20 protein-coding genes are annotated in these 20,057 nt (G+C 68.4%); 8 read left to right on the forward strand and 12 right to left on the reverse strand.

What is annotated here, in order from left to right:
- Nucleotide 1 precedes the first annotated feature (1 nt).
- From rsgA to AB0M24_RS36925, 4 genes are read left to right on the forward strand one after another with little or no spacing between them, the layout of a single operon-like run.
- A complete protein-coding gene (gene rsgA / locus AB0M24_RS36910) occupies nt 2–1,000 on the forward strand; it encodes a ribosome small subunit-dependent GTPase A (protein ID WP_363778114.1) in 999 nt (332 codons plus the stop codon).
- 28 nt (nt 1,001–1,028) lie between these two features.
- Nucleotides 1,029–1,376 (forward strand): hypothetical protein, encoded by a 348-nt coding sequence (locus tag AB0M24_RS36915; RefSeq protein ID WP_363778115.1) that lies wholly within the window; start codon nt 1,029–1,031, stop codon nt 1,374–1,376.
- Nucleotides 1,373–1,822 (forward strand): hypothetical protein, encoded by a 450-nt coding sequence (locus AB0M24_RS36920; protein WP_363778116.1) that lies wholly within the window; start codon nt 1,373–1,375, stop codon nt 1,820–1,822. Before AB0M24_RS36915 ends, AB0M24_RS36920 begins: the two co-directional genes overlap by 4 nt.
- A gap of 22 nt (nt 1,823–1,844) precedes the next feature.
- Nucleotides 1,845–2,579 carry an NAD(P)-dependent oxidoreductase gene (locus tag AB0M24_RS36925; RefSeq protein WP_363778117.1) on the forward strand — a complete coding sequence of 245 codons (735 nt, stop codon included), beginning with the start codon at nt 1,845–1,847 and terminating at the stop codon, nt 2,577–2,579.
- Between the two features lie 56 nt (nt 2,580–2,635).
- Here the strand turns inward: AB0M24_RS36925 and AB0M24_RS36930 are convergent, their stop codons facing one another.
- Together AB0M24_RS36930 and pruA are read right to left on the reverse strand one after the other, a co-directional pair.
- Nucleotides 2,636–3,073, reverse strand: coding sequence for an RICIN domain-containing protein (locus AB0M24_RS36930; RefSeq protein ID WP_363778118.1), 438 nt, complete (start codon nt 3,071–3,073; stop codon nt 2,636–2,638).
- A gap of 183 nt (nt 3,074–3,256) precedes the next feature.
- Entirely contained in the window at nt 3,257–4,885 is a 1,629-nt protein-coding gene (gene pruA, locus AB0M24_RS36935) for an L-glutamate gamma-semialdehyde dehydrogenase (RefSeq protein WP_363778119.1), read from the reverse strand.
- 36 nt (nt 4,886–4,921) lie between these two features.
- On the opposite strand from pruA, the gene AB0M24_RS36940 reads away from it, so the two are divergent.
- Complete coding sequence (locus AB0M24_RS36940) at nt 4,922–5,308, forward strand: VOC family protein (RefSeq protein WP_363778120.1); 387 nt, start codon at nt 4,922–4,924, stop codon at nt 5,306–5,308.
- Here AB0M24_RS36940 and AB0M24_RS36945 read toward each other — a convergent pair whose 3' ends face one another.
- The 4 genes from AB0M24_RS36945 to AB0M24_RS36960 are packed head-to-tail and all read right to left on the reverse strand — an operon-like array spanning nt 5,309 to nt 8,323.
- On the reverse strand, nt 5,309–5,728 hold the full coding sequence (locus AB0M24_RS36945) for a nitroreductase family deazaflavin-dependent oxidoreductase (RefSeq protein WP_363778121.1): 420 nt from the start codon (nt 5,726–5,728) through the stop codon (nt 5,309–5,311). It lies immediately after the preceding gene.
- A gap of 40 nt (nt 5,729–5,768) precedes the next feature.
- Nucleotides 5,769–6,260 carry a hypothetical protein gene (locus AB0M24_RS36950; RefSeq protein WP_363778122.1) on the reverse strand — a complete coding sequence of 164 codons (492 nt, stop codon included), beginning with the start codon at nt 6,258–6,260 and terminating at the stop codon, nt 5,769–5,771.
- Nucleotides 6,257–7,648: a wax ester/triacylglycerol synthase family O-acyltransferase gene (locus AB0M24_RS36955; protein WP_363778123.1), complete on the reverse strand. Its 1,392-nt coding sequence runs from the start codon at nt 7,646–7,648 to the stop codon at nt 6,257–6,259. Before AB0M24_RS36955 ends, AB0M24_RS36950 begins: the two co-directional genes overlap by 4 nt.
- A 9-nt stretch (nt 7,649–7,657) precedes the next feature.
- On the reverse strand, nt 7,658–8,323 hold the full coding sequence (locus AB0M24_RS36960; RefSeq protein ID WP_363778124.1) for a phosphotransferase: 666 nt from the start codon (nt 8,321–8,323) through the stop codon (nt 7,658–7,660).
- 105 nt (nt 8,324–8,428) lie between these two features.
- Between AB0M24_RS36960 and AB0M24_RS36965 the strand changes: the two genes are divergently transcribed.
- Nucleotides 8,429–9,187: an RNA methyltransferase gene (locus AB0M24_RS36965; RefSeq protein WP_363778125.1), complete on the forward strand. Its 759-nt coding sequence runs from the start codon at nt 8,429–8,431 to the stop codon at nt 9,185–9,187.
- On the opposite strand, the gene AB0M24_RS36970 is transcribed toward AB0M24_RS36965, so the two are convergent.
- A complete protein-coding gene (locus tag AB0M24_RS36970) occupies nt 9,169–9,471 on the reverse strand; it encodes a hypothetical protein (protein WP_363778126.1) in 303 nt (100 codons plus the stop codon). The two genes, AB0M24_RS36965 and AB0M24_RS36970, sit on opposite strands and share 19 nt — an antisense overlap.
- Before the next feature lie 86 nt (nt 9,472–9,557).
- Entirely contained in the window at nt 9,558–10,037 is a 480-nt protein-coding gene (locus AB0M24_RS36975) for an HAD-IA family hydrolase (RefSeq protein ID WP_363778127.1), read from the reverse strand.
- On the opposite strand from AB0M24_RS36975, the gene AB0M24_RS36980 reads away from it, so the two are divergent.
- On the forward strand, nt 10,036–10,452 hold the full coding sequence (locus AB0M24_RS36980) for an Rv3235 family protein (protein WP_363778128.1): 417 nt from the start codon (nt 10,036–10,038) through the stop codon (nt 10,450–10,452). The two genes, AB0M24_RS36975 and AB0M24_RS36980, sit on opposite strands and share 2 nt — an antisense overlap.
- 50 nt (nt 10,453–10,502) lie before the next feature.
- Here AB0M24_RS36980 and secA read toward each other — a convergent pair whose 3' ends face one another.
- The gene (secA, locus tag AB0M24_RS36985) at nt 10,503–13,448 is read right to left on the reverse strand and encodes a preprotein translocase subunit SecA (RefSeq protein WP_363778129.1); all 2,946 of its coding nucleotides are present in this window, start codon (nt 13,446–13,448) and stop codon (nt 10,503–10,505) included.
- 331 nt (nt 13,449–13,779) lie between these two features.
- Nucleotides 13,780–14,448 carry a ribosome-associated translation inhibitor RaiA gene (raiA, locus tag AB0M24_RS36990; RefSeq protein ID WP_363778130.1) on the reverse strand — a complete coding sequence of 223 codons (669 nt, stop codon included), beginning with the start codon at nt 14,446–14,448 and terminating at the stop codon, nt 13,780–13,782.
- Nucleotides 14,449–15,435: 987 nt separating this feature from the next.
- Between raiA and AB0M24_RS36995 the strand changes: the two genes are divergently transcribed.
- Nucleotides 15,436–16,050 (forward strand): phosphoribosyltransferase, encoded by a 615-nt coding sequence (locus AB0M24_RS36995; RefSeq protein ID WP_363778131.1) that lies wholly within the window; start codon nt 15,436–15,438, stop codon nt 16,048–16,050.
- Between the two features lie 527 nt (nt 16,051–16,577).
- On the opposite strand, the gene AB0M24_RS37000 is transcribed toward AB0M24_RS36995, so the two are convergent.
- On the reverse strand, nt 16,578–18,314 hold the full coding sequence (locus AB0M24_RS37000) for an LpqB family beta-propeller domain-containing protein (RefSeq protein WP_363778132.1): 1,737 nt from the start codon (nt 18,312–18,314) through the stop codon (nt 16,578–16,580).
- The gene (gene mtrB, locus AB0M24_RS37005; RefSeq protein ID WP_363778133.1) at nt 18,311–20,053 is read right to left on the reverse strand and encodes an MtrAB system histidine kinase MtrB; all 1,743 of its coding nucleotides are present in this window, start codon (nt 20,051–20,053) and stop codon (nt 18,311–18,313) included. Before mtrB ends, AB0M24_RS37000 begins: the two co-directional genes overlap by 4 nt.
- Nucleotides 20,054–20,057 lie beyond the last annotated feature (4 nt).

The following is a 20,057-nucleotide window of genomic DNA, read 5'->3' on the forward strand; positions in this document are numbered from 1 at the left end:
GGTGAGCAAGCGGGACTGGCGCAAGCTCGACGAGTCCGACGTGCGCGTGCGCCCCGGCAAGGGGACGCGGCCGCGCAGCAAGAGGCGTCCCGAACACGCCGACGCCGAGACCGCGATGGTCATCGGCGTGGACCGGGGTCGCTGGACGTGCGCGTTGGAGACCGGTGTCGTGGTGGTGGCGATGAGGGCGCGGGAGCTCGGCCGCACCCCTGTCGTCGTCGGCGACCAGGTCGGCATCGTCGGGGACACGTCGGGGCAGCCGGACACGCTGGCCCGCATCGTGCGCGTCGAGGAGCGGACCTCGGTGCTGCGCCGGACCGCGGACGACACCGACCCGTTCGAACGCGTCGTCGTCGCGAACGCCTCCCAGCTCATCATGGTCGTGGCCTTGGCGGATCCGCCGCCGCGCACCGGTTTCATCGACCGGTGCCTGGTCGCCGCCTACGCGGGCGGGCTGGAACCGGTGCTGTGCCTGACGAAGTCGGACCTGGCGTCTCCCGATTCCCTGCTCGCCCTGTACACCGAGCTCGACGTGCCGGTGATCGTGACGCGGTTCGACGAGGAGCCCGCCGAGCTGCGCGCGCGGCTGACGGACACGGTGTCGTGCCTGATCGGCCACTCGGGCGTCGGCAAGTCCACTTTGGTCAACCGGCTCGTGCCGGACGCGAACCGCGCGGTGGGCGTGGTGTCGGGCGTCGGCAAGGGCCGGCACACCTCGACGCAGGCCGTGGCGCTGCGGCTGCCCGAGGGCGGCTGGGTCGTGGACACGCCGGGCATCCGCTCGTTCGGCCTCGCGCACATCACGCCGGACGACATCGTGAAGGCGTTCCCGGACTTCGCCGAAGCCGCCGAGGAGTGCCCGCCCGGCTGCGGCCACCTCGGGGCGCCCGAGGATCCCGGGTGCATGCTGGACGAGCTGGTGCCGGACGCGCCCGGCCGGCTGACGTCGTTGCGGCGGTTGTTGGCGTCGCGGGCCGGGTTGGACGAACACGCGGATTGAGGTTGCGGCCATCAGTCACACTTCCAGCGTGAACAGACACCCGGCCACGCCTCAGTTGCGTGACCTGGCCACTGTGGACGCCCGCACGGTGCTCGTGGCGTCGGACTTCGTGAAGCCGTTCACCAAGGCTCCCGAACCGCTCAACAGCCCGTTGTCCTGCCGGTGGACCACTGAGGACAACACGATCTGGATGAGCGTCGAGAACGAGTCGCTGGAGGAGGCCAAGCCGCGCGTGAACGACGGCTCCGACCTCCCGGTCGAGGGCCACAAGGCGTGGTGGGGCGTCACGTCCGACTCGCGGACGCCGCCTCGATACGACATCGGTTCGGTGGCCCGCACCAGGACCGTCGCGATTCTGCAAAAGTTGTTCTCGTGATCAGGTACCTCTGGCCCGTCGCGGTGGTCGCTCTCGCCTCGTGCTCCTCCCCCGCTCCGCAACCGCAGCCGCAACCCACCGATGTCTGCGCTCTGCTGCGGAGCGGCGACGCGGGCAACCTCACCGGCGCTTCGAAGGACGCGCAGTCCTGCGACTACACGTTCGACACGCTGACCGTTCGGCTCTCGCTGCGGGCCGAGAAATACGCGGACGCGGCGATTGCGCTGGGGCCTGACGCCTATGGCGCGGTGGTGGAGACCCACCCGATGACCCGCCGTTGCGCTGATGCGTCCGGGATCGTGACGTGCGACTCCGTGGTGGAGGTGCGCGACGGTCAGCTCATCGGGCTGAAGGTGGTGCAGCGCAACCACGACGTCAACCTGGTCGGACAGACCACGCAGGGTCTCGCCGCCAGAGCGCTGGAGAGGCTGCCTGTCACGTCCTGACGCGCTGTCTCGTCCACCGGGCATGAAGGTATTCGTGATCGGTGCGTCGGGTGTGCTGGGACGGGAAGTGCTGCCGCTGCTGCGGGCGGCCGGGCACGAGGTCGGGGTGCTGGACCGGCACCGGACCTCGATGTTCGACGCCGCGCGGCTGGCTGAGGCGTTCGCGGGCTACGACGCGGTCATCAACCTCGCCACGCGCATCCCGCTCAGCGCCAAGGCGGTGCTGGCCAGTGCCTGGGCCGAGAACAACCGCATCCGCGTCGAGGGCAGTGCCGCGGTGGCCGAGGCGGCTCGACGGGCCGGCGTCGGACGGCTCGTGCAGGAAGGGATCTCGTTCGTCTACGCGGACGGCGGCGACCGAGAGCTCGACGAGACCGCCGCGCTGAAGCCCGTTGGACACATCGCGAGCTCGATGGTGGCGCAGGAGAACGCGCTGAAGCACCCCGGTGGTGTGTTCCTGCGCATCGGGATGCTGATCGGCGGCGAGGCGAAGTCGCCGCCCGTGCTCGTGGGCGACGGGTGGATGTCGGTCGTGCACCCTGGCGACGCGGCCGCCGCGGCGGTGGCGGTGCTGGACGCGCCTCCCGGGGTCTACAACGTCGGCAAGCCGGTGTTGAAGCGGGAGCTGGGGATCACGCGGCTGCCTCGGTTCATGGGCGGGTTCGCCGCGTCGTTCGAGATCTTCGGGCGGTCGCAGCGGGTGGTGAGCACGAAGCTGACCGAGGCGACGGGCTGGAAGCCCGAGAAATCATGGTGAAGGAATGCGAACTCGGCCGCAGAAAGAATTCTGCGGCCGAATTCAGCATCAATTGACTACGAGGTGTGCCACTTCTGCTCACGGGCGTTGACGCAGTCCCACAACGACACCGTCGCACCCTGCCACCAGTTCGCACCGGGAATGGTCAGGCACTTCTCGTTGATGCGGTTGCGGAGCTCGTTGCCGTTCCAGTGCCAGCGCTGCGCGGGCCAGTCGCCGTGGCACTCGAACATGTTCAGCATGCCGCCGTTGTCACCGTTGGAGAAGGCCACGTCGAGGCACTTGCCGCTGACGTCGCTGCGCAGCGACTCACCCTGCCAGCTCCACCTCTGCGCAGGTGAACCGGTGCAGTCGAGCATCATCAGGCCCGCACCGTTGCCCGTGTTGCCCTGGGCGACGGTCAGACATCGGTTGTTCATGTCGGCCGGGATGAGGAACCCGACCGCCTGCGCCTGTTCCTGCGTGGGCGCGGCGGACGCCGAGGTCGTGGCCACGACGGCACTCAATCCGAACAATCCGACAATGGCTGCCATGACGACGCGTTTGGTAATGCGCACGTTCTACCTCCGACACGATCCGGTGGGGACGTGTTCGAGGATTTCGGAATCACGATTTCCGCGCCAGCCAGTGATCCACTCAACGGACCGGCGCCCGTCGTTTTCTGTTGAGGCAAAAGGCTAGCCCATGTGCGGGTACTTGTGGTCGGTCGGCGGCACCAGGGTTTCCTTGATGGCGCGCGGGCTCGTCCAGCGTTGCAGGTTGTAGATCGAGCCCGCCTTGTCGTTCGTGCCGGAGCCGCGCGAGCCGCCGAACGGCTGCTGCCCGACGACCGCGCCGGTCGGCTTGTCGTTGACGTAGAAGTTGCCCGCGGCGAACCGCAGCGCGCGCTGGGCTTGTTGCACGGCAACGCGATCGCGCGCGAACACGGCTCCGGTGAGCGCGTACGGCGTGGAGTTGTCGATGGTTTCCATGATGTTCGGGAAATCCGCGTCCTCGTAGACGTGCACGGCGAGGATGGGGCCGAAGTACTCGGTCGTGAAGATGTCGTGGTGCGGGTCGGTACCGAGGAGCACGGTCGGGTCGACGAAGTAGCCCACCGAGTCGTCGCACGTGCCGCCCGCCAACACCTCGACCGAGGTGGACGCGGACGCCATCAGCAACGCGTCCTTGTGCTTGGCGAACGCACGGTGGTCGATCACCGCGCCGCCGAACGCCGACAGGTCCGTGACATCGCCGTAGGACAACGACTTCGTGACGTCGAGCAGCCGTTCGCGCACCTCGCTCTCCCACAGCGACCGGGCGATGTACGCGCGGGACGCGGCTGAGCACTTCTGGCCCTGGTACTCGAAAGCGCCGCGCACGAGCCCTGTGACGAGTGCCTTCGGGTCGGCGGAGGCGTGGGCGATCACGAAGTCCTTGCCACCGGTCTCGCCGACGACGCGCGGGTAGGCGCGGTAGTGGTCGAGGTTGCTCGCCATGGTCTGCCACAGCGCCTTGAACGTCCTCGTCGAACCCGTGAAGTGCAGCCCTGCGAAGAACCTGTCCCTCAGCGCCACCTCGCTCACGGCCTGGCCGTCACCGGTGACGAGATTGATCACGCCGGGTGGCAGGCCGGCTTCCTCGAGGACGCGCATGGTGAAGTGCGCGGCAAGCTGCTGCGTCGGCGACGGCTTCCACACCACCGTGTTGCCCATCAGCGCGGGCGCGAGCGGCAGGTTGCCGGCGATGGCGGTGAAGTTGAACGGCGTGATCGCCACGACGAACCCGTCGAGCGGCCGGTGGTCCATCCGGTTCCACACGCCCGGCGACGACACGGGCTGCTCTTCGAGGATGCGGCGGCCGAAGTGGACGTTGAAGCGCAGGAAGTCGATCAGCTCGCACGCCGCGTCGATCTCGGCCTGCTGCACGGACTTCGACTGCCCGAGGATGGTGGCGGCGTTGAGGGTGTCGCGCCACGGGCCACTGATCAGGTCGGCTGCCCTGAGGAGCACCGCGGCGCGTTCGTCGAACGGCAGCTCCTGCCACCCCGGCGCGGCGTGCTGAGCGGCCCGCATGGCCTCGGCGACGTCGGCGTTGGTCGCCTGCGTCGCGAATCCGAGAACGTGCCGGTGGTCGTGCGGCTGAACGACATCGATGCGCTCGCCGCCGCCCATGCGTTCGTGACCACCGATGGTCATCGTCAGCTCGTGGGTGGTGCCTTCGAGTTGCGCGATGCGTTGTTCGAGACTCGCGCGTTCGGCGCTACCAGGAGCGTATGTGTGCACGGGCTCGTTGACCGGTTCGGGTGCAGACGTTACGGCGTCCATTCCCCCATCGTGGCACGCGGTAGTAGGGTCCGTCGGGTGGCGCGGGTGACTGGCATCGGCGGGGTTTTCCTGCGTTCACGGGATCCCGTGCGCTTGGCGGCCTGGTATCGCGACAACCTCGGCGTGCCGATGAGCGAAAAGGGCACCGTCACCTTCCACTGGCTCGACACCGCCACGCCCGAACAGCCGGGCACGACGACCATGGCGTTGTTCGCGCAGGACACCGAGTACATCGGCGAACCGCATCAGCGCACCATGCTGAACCTCCGCGTGGACGACCTGCCTTCGCTGATGGCGAAGCTGAAGGCGCGCGGGGTCGAGGTGCTGCCGGAGACCGAGGACTCGGAGTTCGGCAGGTTCGGGTGGTGCGTGGATCCGGAGGGGAACCGGATCGAGCTGTGGGAGCCCGCGGAAGGGATGTAGCTACGCGCGGGTGAGCTCCAGGACCGGGATGGTCCGCACGCCGGCGGTCTTCCGCGCGTATTCGGCGAAACCGGGGTACAGAGTGGCCTGCTGGTCGTAGCGCTGGTCACGTTCGTCGCCGGTGAGCTCACGGACGTTGACCGGGTAGGTGTCGGTGCCGCGTTCGACCGTGCCCTGCCCGGACGCTACGAGGTTGTAGTACCAGGCCGGGTTCTCCGGGGCGCCACCCTTGGACGCGAAGACGTAGACCACGTCGCCGTCAGACTCGTTCGGCAGGTACATCATCGGGGCGACGCTTTCCTTGCCGGACTTGCGGCCGCGGTGGTGGACCAGCACGAGCGGTGCTCCGGCGAAGGGGCCGCCGACGCGCCCTTCGTTCGCCCGGAACTCTTCGATGATCTTGGCGTTGAAGTCGCTCACAGCTCGTGAAACGCCGCGCCGCCGAGCCGAATTCCCGGGACTACAGCAGCTCCAGCACGAACGGGAGCTCCTGCGGCGCGTACCAGGCCAGCTCGTGGTCCTCCGCGCTGCCCAGCGTGAACTCGGCGTCCGGATCACCCATGTCCGCCGCGTCCACCACCTCGGCGGCCGCGCGCACGTCGTCCTCGGCTTCAGCCGTGTCGAGGTGCACCGACGCGACGTCCTTCATCGTGGCAGTGCCGACGACCTTGACCACCGAGTAGTCCAGATCGGGGCGCAGCGTCACCTCGTCCATGTCCACGGCGACGACCGCGCGGCGCGGTTCTGCCTTCTCGTCGCCCGCCAGCAGGCGCAGGGAAGCGCGTGCGGCGTCGAGCATGGCGGCGTACTCGAGCTCTTCCGTGTCGCCTGCCGCGTAGGACTCGCGCAGTGCGGGCGTCAGCGCGAAAGCAGTGCCGCCGATCGGAGTCAGTTCGCCGCTGTCGACGAACGTGCGCAGCATCGACACCGTGGCCGGGATGTAGACCCTCATGCGCTCGCCGTCCCCATCAGTTCCTCCACCGACTCCTCGACCATGGTCGCGAGAACGTCCACATCGGACATGGCGTCGCGGTCGCCGTTCAGCCCGAAGTAAACACCGCCGTCGTACGACGTCACCCCGATGGCCAGCGCCTGGTTCTTGGCGAGCGGGACGACCGGGAAGATCTCGGTCATTCTCGCGCCCGCGGCGTACAAAGGCACCTGCGGGCCGGGAACGTTCGTCACAATCACGTTGAACAGGCGGCGGCTGAACGAGCTGGCCGCCCGCGCGCCCAGTGCGTGCAGCGTAGGCGGTGCGAAGCCGGAGACCTTCACCAGCGCGTCGGCGGCCACGGACTGGCCGGACTCCTTGTGCGCGCGCATCGCGTGCGAGACGTGGTGGAGGCGCACGACCGGGTTCGGTTCGCCCACCGGGAGGTCCACGAGGTACGCGGACACGTTGTTGCCGGACTCCGGGTCGGCCTCGCGCACCGAGAGAGGCGCCATCGCACGGATCGTGGTGCTGCCGGTGACGTTCTCGCCGCGGCTGAGCAGCCAGTTGCGCAGGGCACCGCTCAACGCGGCCAGCACCACGTCGTTGACGGTGCCGCCGTGCGTCTTGCGGATGGCGCGCAGGTCGTCGAGCTGGGCTTTGGCGACGGCGAAACGGCGCTGTGGCGAGGTGATCCGCACGTTCAGCGGGCTGCCGGGCGCGGGCGTCGCGGCGGTGTGGATGGCGGCGGCCACGGCACCGAAGGCGTTCATCACCTTGCCGACGGTGGCGACGGTGTCCATCGCGGCGCTGCGGACGTTCTCCGCGAGCTCTCCCGGGCGCTGCACGATGTCCGTGACGGCGTCGGCCACGAGCTGCAGCCCGCTCGGCTCCGGCTGCGGCATCCAGAGGTTCTCGACGTTCGTGCGCGGCGACGGCGACACGTCCAGCATGACCTGTCCGATCTCCAGCGACGCGATGCCGTCGATCATGGCCTGGTGGGTCTTGGTGATGACCGCGGCCTGGTTCTTCGCGAGGCCCTCGACCAGGTAGATCTCCCACAGCGGGCGGGAGTGGTCCAGAGGCCGCGACATCAGGCGAGCGACCAGGTCGTGCAGCTGGGCGTCGTTGCCAGGCTTGGGCAGGGCGCTTCGCCGCACGTGGTACGTCACGTCGAAGTCCGGGTCGTCGACCCAGACCGGGCGCGCGATGCGGCCCGGGACGTGCACGACCTTCTGCCGGTAGCGCGGCACGAGGCTCAGGCGCTGCTCGATGAGGTCGACGAGCTTGTCGTAGTCGAAACCCGCCTTGGGGCGACGGAAGACGGCGACGCCGCCGACGTGCATCGGCGTCGTGGAGTCCTCCAGGTACAGGAACGAGGCGTCCAGCGCTGACAGTCGGTCCGGCATGACCTCAGCCTAGTGGCGTTTGCGGTCCATCAGCTTTTGAAGTGCGGCACGTTCGAGCGGGTCGCGGTCGTGGCGTTCGAGCCGGATGCGCGCGGCCTCCGGGATCGCCTCGATCGCCTTCGGGTCCACGTTGGCCATGAACGACCTCAGGAACCGCCACCGCGTGAGCTTCTTGACGGGTGCGAGACGGGCGACGGCGAGCGACACCCAGCTGAGCGCGACGTCGAGCCTGCGGTCGCCCTTCGTCGCCGACGCCCAGTCCAGGACCACGGGGCCTTCCGGGCCGAGCACGACGTTGCCGGGGTGCAGGTCGAGGTGCAGGAGGTTGCCCTCGCCGCTCAGGAAGTCGGGCGCCGAGATGTCGTCGAGGCGATGGTGCAGGTCGGCGAGCTCCTTGCCGAGGACTCCCGCGAGCCACGGCTTGCGGCCGATCTCCTCGGACATCCGCGGGCCGGGCACGTACTGCATGACGAGCTCGTCCGCTGTCGCCTCGTACACGCGCGGGACGGGGATGCCGTGGCCACGCAGATACATCATCATCTCGGCTTCGCGCCGCAGGTCACGGCCCGTGCGGGTGCGTTTGACCAGCAAGCCGTCGGACCGGATGAACACGTCCGAGTCCTGACCGCTCGCGAGATGTTGACGTTGCGCGACGCTGCGCATACCTGCCGTCATGTGACGATCATCATTCATATGATCCAAAGCACAAGGGCCGAACGGCTCTAGTCGAGCTCTTCACCCGTTTGAGCCGGCCGTGCTGCCTTCTGCCACTCTTTGCCGGTGGAGATCTCGCCCAAGGACCGCTTCGTCACCGTCTACGGCCGCAAGCCCGTGTTGGAAGCGCTCGACGACAAAGCGCTGACGGTGGACAAGGTCGTGCTCGCCGACACGGCCCGCGGCCCGGCGGCGCGCGAGATCCTCGACGCGGCCCGTTCCCGCGGTGTCCAGGTGCAACGGGCGACCGCACAGCGCGTGAAGGTGCTGGCGGGCAACGGAAAGCAGGACCAGGGCGTGCTCGCCGACGTGGTCGCGCCGCGCATGAAGCCGCTGGAACTGGCGCTGTCCGAGGGCGGGTTGCGGTCCGTGCTGGTGCTGGACGGCATCACCACGCCCGCGAACGTCGGCATGATCCTGCGCACCGCGACCGCCGCGGGCATCGACGGCATCGTGGTGCCGCGCCGGGGCGTCGCGTCGATCGACCCCCTGGTGGTGAAGGCCTCCGCCGGGGTGGCTTTCCGCGCGCCAGTGCTGCGCTGCGGCACCGCGGCGGAGGCCTCGGCTTTGTTGCGTTCTTCCGGATTCCCGCTTTACGCGCTGGATTCCCACGCGTCCGACACGCTTTATTCAGCGTCTTTCGGCGGTCGCGCCGCTTTTGTGCTCGGCAGCGAAACCTCCGGAATCACCGACGACGTCCGCCCGCACATCACGTCGTGGATCTCGATTCCGATGGCGGCCGGCGTGGAATCCCTGAACGTCGCCTCGGCGGCCGCCGTGCTGTGCTTCGAACTCGTCCGGCGGGCTCAGAACCAGCGCACGTGATAGCCCTCGATCCACACCGGGCCCAGCAGCGCGTTGCACTCGACGAACGACGACGTGCCGCGGACCCGCCCTATGGACCCGTGGACGTCCCAACTGGCCAGTGGCGTGTGACAGTGGCCGACGGCCTGGAAGCTCCCCGGCCTGCCCTCGTCGCAGAAGACCTCGACGCTCTTCCCGTCGCGCAGGTACTCCTCATAGCAATCGCGCGGCCCCTGCGCCTGCGCGGGTGATGCAATTGCCGTGGCTGCAATGGCTGCTGCAACACAAGCGACAATTCTTCGCATTTGCCTGCCCCTATGCATTCGACTGCTTGCCTAATCGAACGTAGTAGGGGTTTGAATGCCGGGCAATTACGCTGCGGGGTGAACCTCTAATCGCGGAGTGCGATCGCTAGCAGGATTTCCAGCTCCTCGAGGGTGGACTCGGTCGACCGATGGTGGACGCCGACCATGCCTGCTTCTTTGGCTCCGTGAACGTTGATCGCGAGGTCGTCGACGAACACGCACTCTCTTGGTTCGAGGTCCAGCTTCTTGGCCGTGAGCAGGTAGATCTCCTGCTGCGGCTTCGCGAGGCCGACCTCACCGGAGATGATCGTGGCGTCGAACAGGGCCTGCCACGCCGTGGGCGGCTGCCACCAGCCGTCGGCGTTGGAGAGCAGGGCTGTTTTGAGGCCACTGGTCTTGACCTTGCGCAGGGCGGTCAGAAGTGGGGGTTCCGGTGCGTTGTTCTCGCCGGGGTCGGTGAGGACGCCGCCGTAGTCGAGGACCAGAGCTTTGAGCACCTTGAGGACGGTACCCACTTTCGTGTGGCCGGTGTCCTGATGCTCGCGGCGGGTCGCCTGGTCAAGCATGCCCCCAGTTGTACGCCGCCTGCCCGCCTACGAGCCGCCGGTCGGTTCCGCGCTGGATTCCATCCCGCGGCCACGGCCTCGTCCTCGATCTGCCTGGGTTGCGCCGCCTGAGGTTCCGCCGCCCTCTTTGGACGCAGCCCGGTTGATCTGGGTGGTCCTGGAGGTGTTGGACGGGCGGCGGCCCGCTCGGGTGTTGCGGGAGGTCGCGGAGCCGCGGTTGGTGGCTCGGTTGGGTGCGTTGGTGGAGGTGCGGACCACGCGAATGGTTCGGGCGCCTCGGGTTTGTCATCCGTCGCGGTTGGCCGCCGAGATCTCGGTGACCTTGCGAAGGGATCGGCGCGCGTTGGCGTGTGCGGCTCGGGCCGAGCACCGGAACGGGAGGTGGTGGCTGACCGCGTTCTCAGTGCTGGAATGAGCGTGGGCCGCGCTCCAGGAGGAACGCGGCCCACGATCGGTCGTACTGGGTCAGCGGCGCTTGCGCTGGTTCTTCGCCTCCTGGCGAGCCGCCTCGCGACGCTCCTTGCGGGTGCCGCCGCCCTGCTGAGCCGCGCCGTTGGCGTCGCCGTGCTCCTCGACGCCGCCGTCTTCCGCCGGGCCGCTGTAGCTCAGGTGCTGCTCACCGGGGCCGCCGAGGCCCTTGCCGCGCAGGGCGGGCGGGATGGCGTTGCCGCTCGACAGCTGGGCCATCGCGGGACCGGCCGGGGCCTGGGCCTGCTGCTGCGCCTGCTGCTGGGCTGCCGCCGCGGCACGGGCGCGGGCACGGGCGCCGCCGCCTCCGCCGTTGCCGGAGACCTGCGGGAGGGTCTGCGGGGCCGCGGCCAGGGCCACCGGGATCTCGGGCTCGGCCGGCTCCGGCTCCGCCGCCTCGACCTGGAGGTTGAAGAGGAAGCCGACGGTCTCCTCCTTCAGCGCGTCGAGCATCGCGCCGAACATCTCGAAGCCCTCGCGCTGGTACTCGATGAGGGGGTCGCGCTGCGCCATGGCGCGCAGGCCGATGCCCTCCTTCAAGTAGTCCATTTCGTACAGGTGCTCGCGCCACTTGCGGTCCAGGACGGACAGCAGCACGCGGCGCTCCAGCTCGCGGGTGGCGCCTTCGCCGACGCGGCCGTCGATGTCGGCCTCGCGGTCGCGGTAGGCCTGCAGGGCGTCCTCGACGAGCACCTCGCGCAGGTACTCGCGGGTGATGTCCTCATCGGACTCGAGGAGTTCCTTGGCGTCCAGCTTGACCGGGTACAGGGTCTTCAACGCGGTCCAGAGCTTGTCGAAGTCCCAGTCCTCGGCGTACCCGTCGGCCGTGGCGCCGGTGACGTACTCCTCGACCACGCTCTCGATCATGTGCTCGACCTGCTCGCGCAGGTCTTCGCCGGCGAGAACGCGGTGGCGCTCGGCGTAGATCACCGTGCGCTGGCGGTTCATGACCTCGTCGTACTTGAGGACGTTCTTGCGGATCTCGAAGTTCTGCTGCTCGACCTGGGTCTGCGCGCTGCGGATGGCGCGGGTGACCATCTTGTGCTCGATCGGCACGTCGTCCGGCACGTTCAGGCGCGTCATGACCATCTCGACCATGGACGCGTTGAAGCGGCGCATCAGCTCGTCGGACAGCGAGAGGTAGAAGCGCGACTCACCGGGGTCGCCCTGACGGCCGGTGCGGCCGCGGAGCTGGTTGTCGATGCGGCGCGACTCGTGGCGCTCGGTGCCGAGGACGTAGAGACCGCCGGCCTCGCGAACCTCGTCGGCCTCCGCCTTGCCCAGGGTCGTGAGCTCCTCGACGACCTTGGCCCACTCGGCCTCGTACTCCTCCGGCGTCTCCACCGGGTCGAGGCCGCGCTCGCGCAGCTCGTGGTCCGCGATGATGTCCGGGTTGCCGCCGAGCACGATGTCGGTACCGCGGCCGGCCATGTTCGTCGCGACCGTGACGGCGCCCTTGCGGCCCGCCTTCGCGATGATCAGCGCCTCGCGGTCGTGGTGCTTCGCGTTCAGGACCTCGTGCGGGATTCCCCTGCGCACCAACAGCTTCGACAGGTACTCGGAGCGCTCGACGCTCGTCGTGCCGATCAGGACCGGCTGGCCGGCCTCGTGCTTCTCGGCGATGTCGTCGGCGACCGCGTCGAACTTCGCCTCCTCGCTCTTGTAGACGAGGTCGGGCTGGTCGGTGCGCTGCGGCGGGCGGTTCGTCGGGATCGGGACGACACCCAGCTTGTAGGTCTGGTGGAACTCGGCCGCCTCGGTCTCGGCGGTACCGGTCATGCCGCCGAGCTTCTCGTAGAGGCGGAAGTAGTTCTGCAGCGTGATCGTGGCGAGAGTCTGGTTCTCCGCCTTGATCTCCACGCCTTCCTTGGCCTCGATGGCCTGGTGCATGCCCTCGTTGTAGCGGCGGCCTGCGAGCACACGACCCGTGAACTCGTCGACGATCATCACTTCGCCGTTGCGGAGGATGTAGTCCTTGTCGCGGTTGTAGAGCTCCTTCGCCTTGAGGGCGTTGTTCAGGTAGCCCACCAACGGCGTGTTGGCCGCCTCGTACAGGTTGTCGATGCCGAGCTGGTCCTCGATGAACTCCACACCGAGCTCGGTGACGGCGACCGTGCGCTTCTTCTCGTCGTACTGGTAGTGGAACGACTTCGACTTCTCCTCGATGACCTCGATGCGGTCCTTCTGGGAGAGCTGGGTGACGTCGATGCCGCGCATGCGCGGGGCCAGGCGCGCGAACTCCGTGTACCAGCGCGCCGACTGCTCGGCGGGGCCGGAGATGATCAGCGGGGTGCGGGCCTCGTCGATGAGGATCGAGTCGACCTCGTCGACGATCGCGAAGTTGTGGCCGCGCTGCACGCACTCGTCCAGGCTCCACGCCATGTTGTCGCGCAGGTAGTCGAAGCCGAACTCGTTGTTCGTGCCGTAGGTGATGTCCGAGTTGTACGCGACGCGCCGCTGGTCCGGCGTCATCTCGGACAGGATCGCGCCGACCGTCAGGCCGAGGAAGCGGTGGACGCGGCCCATCCAGTCCGCGTCGCGCTTGGCCAGGTAGTCGTTCGTGGTGATGACGTGGACGCCCTTGCCGGCGAGCGCGTTGAGGTACACGGGCATGACACTCGTGAGGGTCTTGCCCTCACCGGTGCGCATCTCGGAGATCTGGCCGAGGTGCAGCGCCGCGCCACCCATGAGCTGAACGTCGTAGGGGCGCTGGCCCAGAGTGCGCTTGGCGGCCTCGCGGGCCACGGCGAACGCCTCCGGCAGCAGCTCGTCCAACGACTCGCCGTCAGCGTAGCGCTTCTTGAACTCGTCCGTTTTGGCGCGCAACTCGGCGTCGCTGAGGTCGACCACGTCATCTTCGAGCCCGTTGATGGCGTTAGCGATGTTGCGGAGGCGCTTGAGCATCTTGCCCTCGCCGGAGCGGAGCAGTCGGGACAGCACCATCTGGATAGACCTCATCACCTGTATCGCGGCGCGCCCACGTCGGACGCCTTTCCCCTGCCCATCGTAGGCAAGTCGCCAAGGTGTGCGCACAGACACAGGCGGATTGGGTCGCCTGACCTGGTATATGCAGGTCAGGTGCGTTCGCGAGGTGTGCCGCCACCTTGAGCTACTGGTGTTCTGAACGCATGAGGCCCGCGTAAAGGTTCCTGGTCGGGCGAGATTCACCTTCACGGTGAACAGCTGGGCGCCGAACGGTGGTAGACGCACGCCGCCGCCCTCACACGCGAGGGGTGTGAGGGCGGCGGCGGTCGAAGGTGTGTGGTTACCGGTGTCAGGCCAGCCTGATCACGCCGTAGTCGAATCCCTTCCGGCGATAGACGACGCTCGGGCGCCCGCTGTCGGTGTCGGCGAACAGGTAGAAGTCGTGTCCGACCAGTTCCATCTCGTAGAGGGCCTGGTCGACGGTCATCGGTTTGGCGGCGTGCTCCTTTTCGCGTACGACGCGTCCGGGCAACTTGTCGTCGAGGCCGTCGTCCCACCGCTGCGCGGGCACTTCCGCCATGCCCTCGTAGTCGGCCTCGGGTGCGTCGAGCACCGCGGTCTTCGCGCGGCGTGACGTCATTGCTTCGCCAGCGGCGGAGGGATCCCCCAGTCCGCTTGTCGCTTCGGCCACCGATATCGGGGCCCGTGCCCCGTGGTGGACTCGCCTGCGGTCGTGCGACCGACGCAGGCGGTTCTCGAGCTTCGCGACCGCAGAATCGAGCGCGGCGTAGAAGTCACCCGCGCAGGCTTCGGAACGGATGACTGGTCCCCGCCCCTTGCCGGTGATTTCGACCCGCTGGCAGTTCTTCGACTGTCGGCGGTTCGGCTCGTGGAAAAGCTCCACGTCGAAGCGGATGACCTTGCGGTCGTAGCGCTCAAGCCGGGCCAGCTTTTCGGCGACGTGCACCCTGTAGTGATCGGGCACCTCGACGTTGCGGCCCTTAACGACGATGTCCATACACGACCTCCCTCGCTTTGCTGCGAGCTTTGGCTGGACTGATTCAGAGCGCCGTGGCGATCATGGATCGCGGATCGTGTCGCAGAGGGTCGTCCTCCGCAGCTCTCACGGCGCCAGGGTCATGGGCTGTTCGCCTCCTCCCCGCGGGCCGGGAACGCTGATAGCGGTGCACGTTAGCTTGGGATTCACCGTCGCGTAAGCCCCCTTGCCGGGGGAACGACGAGTTTTTTTGGTGACTACGCAGCGCGACGACAGCGCGTTGCAAGTCGTGTCCCGAGCGTGCCACGAACCCTGCTCACCGGCACTTCGCTCACCCGTACGGCGCAGGCCCGAACCGGCACTCGACGGCAGTCTCGCTGCGTCGAACGGGTCCAGGTGCGGCCTCATACCCAGCCAACGGGCGACCCCCGCGTCATGTTCCCGAAACCTCGAAGAGATCGATTCCGATGCGCTCAGCGGCCGTTCCCGGCACTTCTTCTCGTTGAACTGATCGGTCTCGATGACCGATCACGAGGCTGTCACGCCTGGCTGAACGGGGGATTTCGCCCAATGGCGGACAACAGCGTTGATCACCGCAACCTTCGGACATCGCGCCATTTCAATGAATAACCGCTGGTCAGCTCCATATGTGAATAGTCGTTAACAACGACCTCACACTCGGCCCCGTCGCGCGGCCCGCTCTGAGCACACCCCGACGCTCGGCGACCGCGGGGCACGCGCCCTGCCGAGACGGCCAACCTGCGGACGCCTCAGTTCTGAAACATCCCTTCAACAGACGTTGGGACAATCGGGGCGAAACGACCTTCCGGATCTTGGGATGTCGTCACAGAACTTGCGACGAACAGGGCGGATACGTCCAACCTGGACCGTTTGGTGATCCACAACGAAACAGGAACTTCACCCTTGTGGGCGGTGCCGAAAGTCCCCACCGGCGGTCTGAGGCTCCGACCGCGATTTTTTGTCAGACCTCGTCGCCATGCTTGTCCCATGACCGCACTCGACCTGCTCCTGCCGTCCTCCTGCGCCGGCTGCGACCGCCCTGGAGTTGCCTGCTGCGCCACGTGTCTCGACGCTTTCGGGCCGCCGTCGCGAATCCAGGTGCCCGGTGTCGGGCCTCCAGTGTGGGCGCTGGCCGCCTATCGGGGCCCCGCAAGGGAACTCGTGCTCGCCTTCAAGGAACGGGGCGCACGGGCGCTTGTGGCCTGGTTCGGCGCGATGGTGGCGGCGGCTCTGGTCGCGGTGGGGCCGAAGCCGTGGACGCTGATCCCCGCGCCGTCACGCCGAAGTGCCGCCCGCGAACGGGGTGGCGACCACATGCTGAGAATCGCGCGGGCGGTCGAGATCGCTCAGGTGGCTTCCGTGTTGCGGCTCGCGCCCGGGGTTCGCGACTCGGTGGGGTTGGGTGTCGGGGAACGGCGGCGCAACCTGGAAGGGCGGGTGCTCGTCCACGGCAGACCGCCGCCGGGGACCACGGTGCTGCTCGACGACGTGATCACCACCGGGGCGACTGCATCGGCTTGTGTGAGGGCTTTACGGCGAGCAGGGGTGCGCACGAACGCGGTGCTCGTGCTGACGTCGGCACGGCCGAACCCGTCTGGGTAGAGAGCCGGGCTCGCGCTGACGTCCGCACGGCTGAGCCCGCTTTTAGGGTAGGGAGGTGGACTCGCGCTGATATCGGCACGCCCGAACCACGTGGGTAGAGAGCCGTGCCCGCGCTGACACCGGCACTGCCCAACCCACCTGGGTAAGGAGCCCGGCCCGCGCTGACACCGGCACGCCCAAATCCGCCTGGGTAGCGAGCCGTCCTCGCGATGACATCGACACCGCCCAACCCACCTGGGTAGAGAGCTGGGCCCGCGCTGACGTCCGCACGGCCGAACCCACCTAGGTAGCGAACCGTCCTCGCGATGACACCGACACCGCCCAACCCACCTGGGTAGGCAGCCCGGCCCGCGCTGACACCGGCACCGCCCAACCCACCTGGGTAGGGAACCCGGCCCGCGCTGACACCGGCATGCCCAAATCCGACTGAGCAGGGAGCCGTGCTCGAGCCGCCATCAGCCCAGCCACACCCGCCTGGTTGACCCGCCCACGCCTGCCGCGGGCTGACCCCAGGCCCCAGCGTGCGCTCAGCCCGGGTAGAAGACCAGCGAGCCCGCCGGCACCCGGATCGAGCTCGACTTCCACACGTCGGTGATGTCCGACGCCGACCACAACCCCGACGGGTCGATCACCTGCACCTGGCGTGCGGGCGCCGCGGCCACCGAGCCCACCGGCACGGTGAGGTTCGACTGGCTGTAGCGGTCCAGCTTGAAGCCGTCCGTGTAGACCTTCGTGACCGGTAGCGAGGGCAGAGAGGAGGCCACGACCAGCACGTCCTGAGAGAGCCAGTCGACCGACTGCACGGCCGAGCCCAGCGTCGACTGCTGGATCTGGCGCGGCGTGCGCAGGGCGACGTCCTGGTCGTTGCGCACCACCGACGTCAGGTAGAGCTTGCCGCCGATCACCAGGGCCGCGCGGGTGCCGTCGCGGGACAGCCGGAGATCGCTGATCGGGCCGAACTGGGCCAGGTCGGTGATGTTGACGCCCTTGGCCGTCCAGCCGCCGTTGTCGGACCGGGTCACGCGGGCGACGGAGGTGCCGTCGACGACCGTCCAGACTTCCGAGCCGGGTTCCTTCGGGCCGGTGGAGAGCAGCCACGTCGGGCGGCTCAGCGTCGTGGCGGGCTGGTCCACTTCGGACAGGTCCTGCTCCACCTCGCCCACGCGCAGCTTCATGCCGCCACCGGAACGAGACACCACGGCCAGTCTGGAGCCGTCCAACGACTGCGCGGCCGACACCGCGCCGTACGCACCGCTGCCCGCCGGGCCCTTGATCGGGTTGCCGTCGGACAGCGACCTGATCGCCCCGTCCGCCACGATCATGCCCTGGAGGTTCGCGTTCAACGCCAGCAACGCCTCGCCCGCGGTTCCCGAGACGTCCGACACCCGGTAGTCCCGTGTGTCCGGCAGGATCTGCTGGCCGTCGACGAGCACGCGCACCCGCGAGGTCGTGACGCCCGAGAGCGACTTCACGACCTGCGCGACGATCTGTTTGCTCTTCTCGGGCGTCAGGTCCTTGCCCACCCTGGTGAGGTTGACCTCCAGCGCGCCGTCGTCGGCTTCGCGCGTGTCCGAGAACGTGGCGGCGTCCGGGCTGATCGCGGTCTTCAGCGTGTCGCGGACGGTTTCGCCGGGGCCGCGCAGCAGGAGGTCCGTGACGCGCGTGGGGATGCTCGTGGCGGGCGGGACGACGACGTACCGCGGATCCGGCACCAGCACGGTGAACTCTGGGTTGTAGAAGTACAGGGTCACGCGGCGGTAGTTGTTGTTGAAGATGTTCAGCGGCAGGTAGACGGCCGGCGGTGCTTCCGAGATGCGCCACTGGTTGTCGGCGTTGCGCTCCACCTTCACCGGCTCGCGGAGGTCACCGAGCTCCGGCACGAACGCTCCGTCACCGCCGAGCCGGCCGACGCGCTTTCCCTGCAGCAGCACGGTTTGCGTCTTGTCCTGCGGCGCCTGCGAGGTCGGCACCGTCGAGAAGGCCGACTCGATGATGACGGGGTTCTTGACGATCCAGCCCTTGCTGGCCTCCGGCGTCATGTACGCGCGGGCCGCCGCGTAGTCGCCGTCCGGGTTCGAGGCGGCGTCGATGAACTCGCGCACGAGCATGAACGGGTCGATGCCCTGCCGCGGTTCCGGCACGGCAGCCGTGTTCGTGGCCTTGTTGTCCTTGGGGCCGATCGGTTTCGGCTGGGTGTTCGTCGGGATCGCCGCACACCCCGTGAGGGTCACGAGGACGAGTGCCAGCAGCGCCAGCCGTTTCACCGCACTTCCTCCGAAACCTCGGACACGGGCGTTCCGTCCACCGGCTCCGCGGGCTGCCAGGTGATCTCCGCCTCGGTCAGCTCGACCTCTTCCGGCTCTTCGACGACGACCGGTTCCTCAACCACCGCAACGGATTCGAGAACGGGCGCCAGAGCGAGCGGGCTCTCCCGCACCTCCTCGCCGTGCCTGCGCGGCAGGGTCAGCCGGAACACCGCGCCGTGGCCGGGTTCGCCCCACGCCTCGAGCCAGCCGCCGTGCAGCCGCGCGTCCTCCAGCGAGATCGACAGACCCAGACCGGTACCGCCGGTGCGGCGGTTGCGCGACGGGTCGGCGCGCCAGAAGCGGCTGAACACCAGCTCCGCCTCGCCCTGTCGAAGCCCGACTCCGTGGTCTCGCACCGTGATCGCTACGGCGTCGGAACTCCCGCGCATGGTCAGCTCGACCGGCTGGCCCTCGCCGTGGTCGATGGCGTTGGCGAGCAGGTTGCGCAGAATCCGTTCCACGCGACGGGAATCCAGCTCGGCGACGAGCTCGGAGTCCGGCAGGTCCAGCACGACAGGTGAACCGGCCGAGGACGAGATCGCGCGCACCGAGTCGTGCGCACGGCGGGCCAGCACGCGGATGTCGACCTGTTCGGCGGTCAGCTCCTCGACACCGGCGTCCAGACGCGAGATCTCCAGCAGGTCGCCCAGCAGCGACTCGAACCGGTCGAGCTCGTCGACCAGCAGCTCGGTGGAGCGGGCGAGTCCGGCCGGGAACTGTTCGCGCGAGGCGTGCAGGACGTCCGCGGCCATGCGCACTGTCGTCAGCGGCGTGCGCAGCTCGTGCGAGACGTCCGAGGTGAAGCGGCGCTGCAGCTGGCCGAACTCCTCCAGCTGCTTGAACTGGGCCTGGATCGACTCGGCCATCTCGTTGAACGACTCGGCCAGGCGCGCCACGTCGTCCTCACCGACGACGTGCATGCGTTCGTGCAACGTGCCGTCCGCGAACCGTTCCGCGACCTCGGCGGCCTGCCGGACAGGCCGGACCACCTGGCGCGTCACGAGGTTCGCGATGAGAGCCAGCAGAACCAGCAGCACGACGCCACCGACGGCCAGCGTCGACTGCACGACCTCGGCGGTCCGCTGCTCGGCGGTCAGCGGGAAGATCAGGTACAGCTGCATCGAGCGCGCGGTCGTGCTCATCGGCAGACCCACGACGAACAGCGTCGTCGGCCGCCCACCGCGCTGCACGGTGTGGATCTGGGTGGCCTCGCCGCCGTTCTCGACCATGTCACGCAGACCGCGGGGAACGTCGTCGAGCGGCCCGACGGCCGGCACGCGGCCGGCGCTGCTCGCACCCTGCCCGTCGGCGAGGACGGGCTCGAACGCGCCGGCACCCGCCGTCGTGGCGTCCGTACCGGCGCCACCGACGGCGAGCTTGTTGATGGCGCTCTGGAACCGCGTCTGCACGCTGTCCGGGCCGGGGTTCAGACCGACCAGATCGGACTGGATCAACGCCCGGGAGGCCATCGCCTGGCGCACCGCGGCCTCGTCCTTGGTGCTCAGCAGCTGGTTGGTGATCTGCATCTGCAGAACCATGCCCAGCACGAACACCACGGCCGACGACAACGCGAGCGTGGACACGACGACGCGCAACTGCAGCGAACGACGCCACACGTCACCAAACGCGGTCCACCGCTTCCGCGCTTCCTCGACGAGGAACTGCGCCTTCGCGACGACCGGCCGAACGAACTTCATACGC

The sequence above is a fragment of the Lentzea sp. NPDC051838 genome (assembly GCF_040681245.1).
In the GTDB taxonomy this organism is placed as follows: Bacteria; Actinomycetota; Actinomycetes; order Mycobacteriales; family Pseudonocardiaceae; genus Lentzea.

Excerpts from the sequence above, each read along its gene's own strand:
- AB0M24_RS36925 (WP_363778117.1), top strand. The coding sequence starts at position 1,845 with ATGAAGGTATTCGTGATCGGTGCGTCGGGTGTGCTGGGACGGGAAGTG.
- pruA (WP_363778119.1), bottom strand. The coding sequence starts at position 4,885 with ATGGACGCCGTAACGTCTGCACCCGAACCGGTCAACGAGCCCGTGCAC.
- AB0M24_RS36950 (WP_363778122.1), bottom strand. The coding sequence starts at position 6,260 with ATGAGGGTCTACATCCCGGCCACGGTGTCGATGCTGCGCACGTTCGTC.
- AB0M24_RS36955 (WP_363778123.1), bottom strand. The coding sequence starts at position 7,648 with ATGCCGGACCGACTGTCAGCGCTGGACGCCTCGTTCCTGTACCTGGAG.
- AB0M24_RS36960 (WP_363778124.1), bottom strand. The coding sequence starts at position 8,323 with ATGACGGCAGGTATGCGCAGCGTCGCGCAACGTCAACATCTCGCGAGC.
- AB0M24_RS36970 (WP_363778126.1), bottom strand. The coding sequence starts at position 9,471 with ATGCGAAGAATTGTCGCTTGTGTTGCAGCAGCCATTGCAGCCACGGCA.
- AB0M24_RS36980 (WP_363778128.1), top strand. The coding sequence starts at position 10,036 with ATGCCCCCAGTTGTACGCCGCCTGCCCGCCTACGAGCCGCCGGTCGGT.
- AB0M24_RS36975 (WP_363778127.1), bottom strand. The coding sequence starts at position 10,037 with ATGCTTGACCAGGCGACCCGCCGCGAGCATCAGGACACCGGCCACACG.
- secA (WP_363778129.1), bottom strand. The coding sequence starts at position 13,448 with ATGGTGCTGTCCCGACTGCTCCGCTCCGGCGAGGGCAAGATGCTCAAG.
- raiA (WP_363778130.1), bottom strand. The coding sequence starts at position 14,448 with ATGGACATCGTCGTTAAGGGCCGCAACGTCGAGGTGCCCGATCACTAC.
- AB0M24_RS36995 (WP_363778131.1), top strand. The coding sequence starts at position 15,436 with ATGACCGCACTCGACCTGCTCCTGCCGTCCTCCTGCGCCGGCTGCGAC.
- mtrB (WP_363778133.1), bottom strand. The coding sequence starts at position 20,053 with ATGAAGTTCGTTCGGCCGGTCGTCGCGAAGGCGCAGTTCCTCGTCGAG.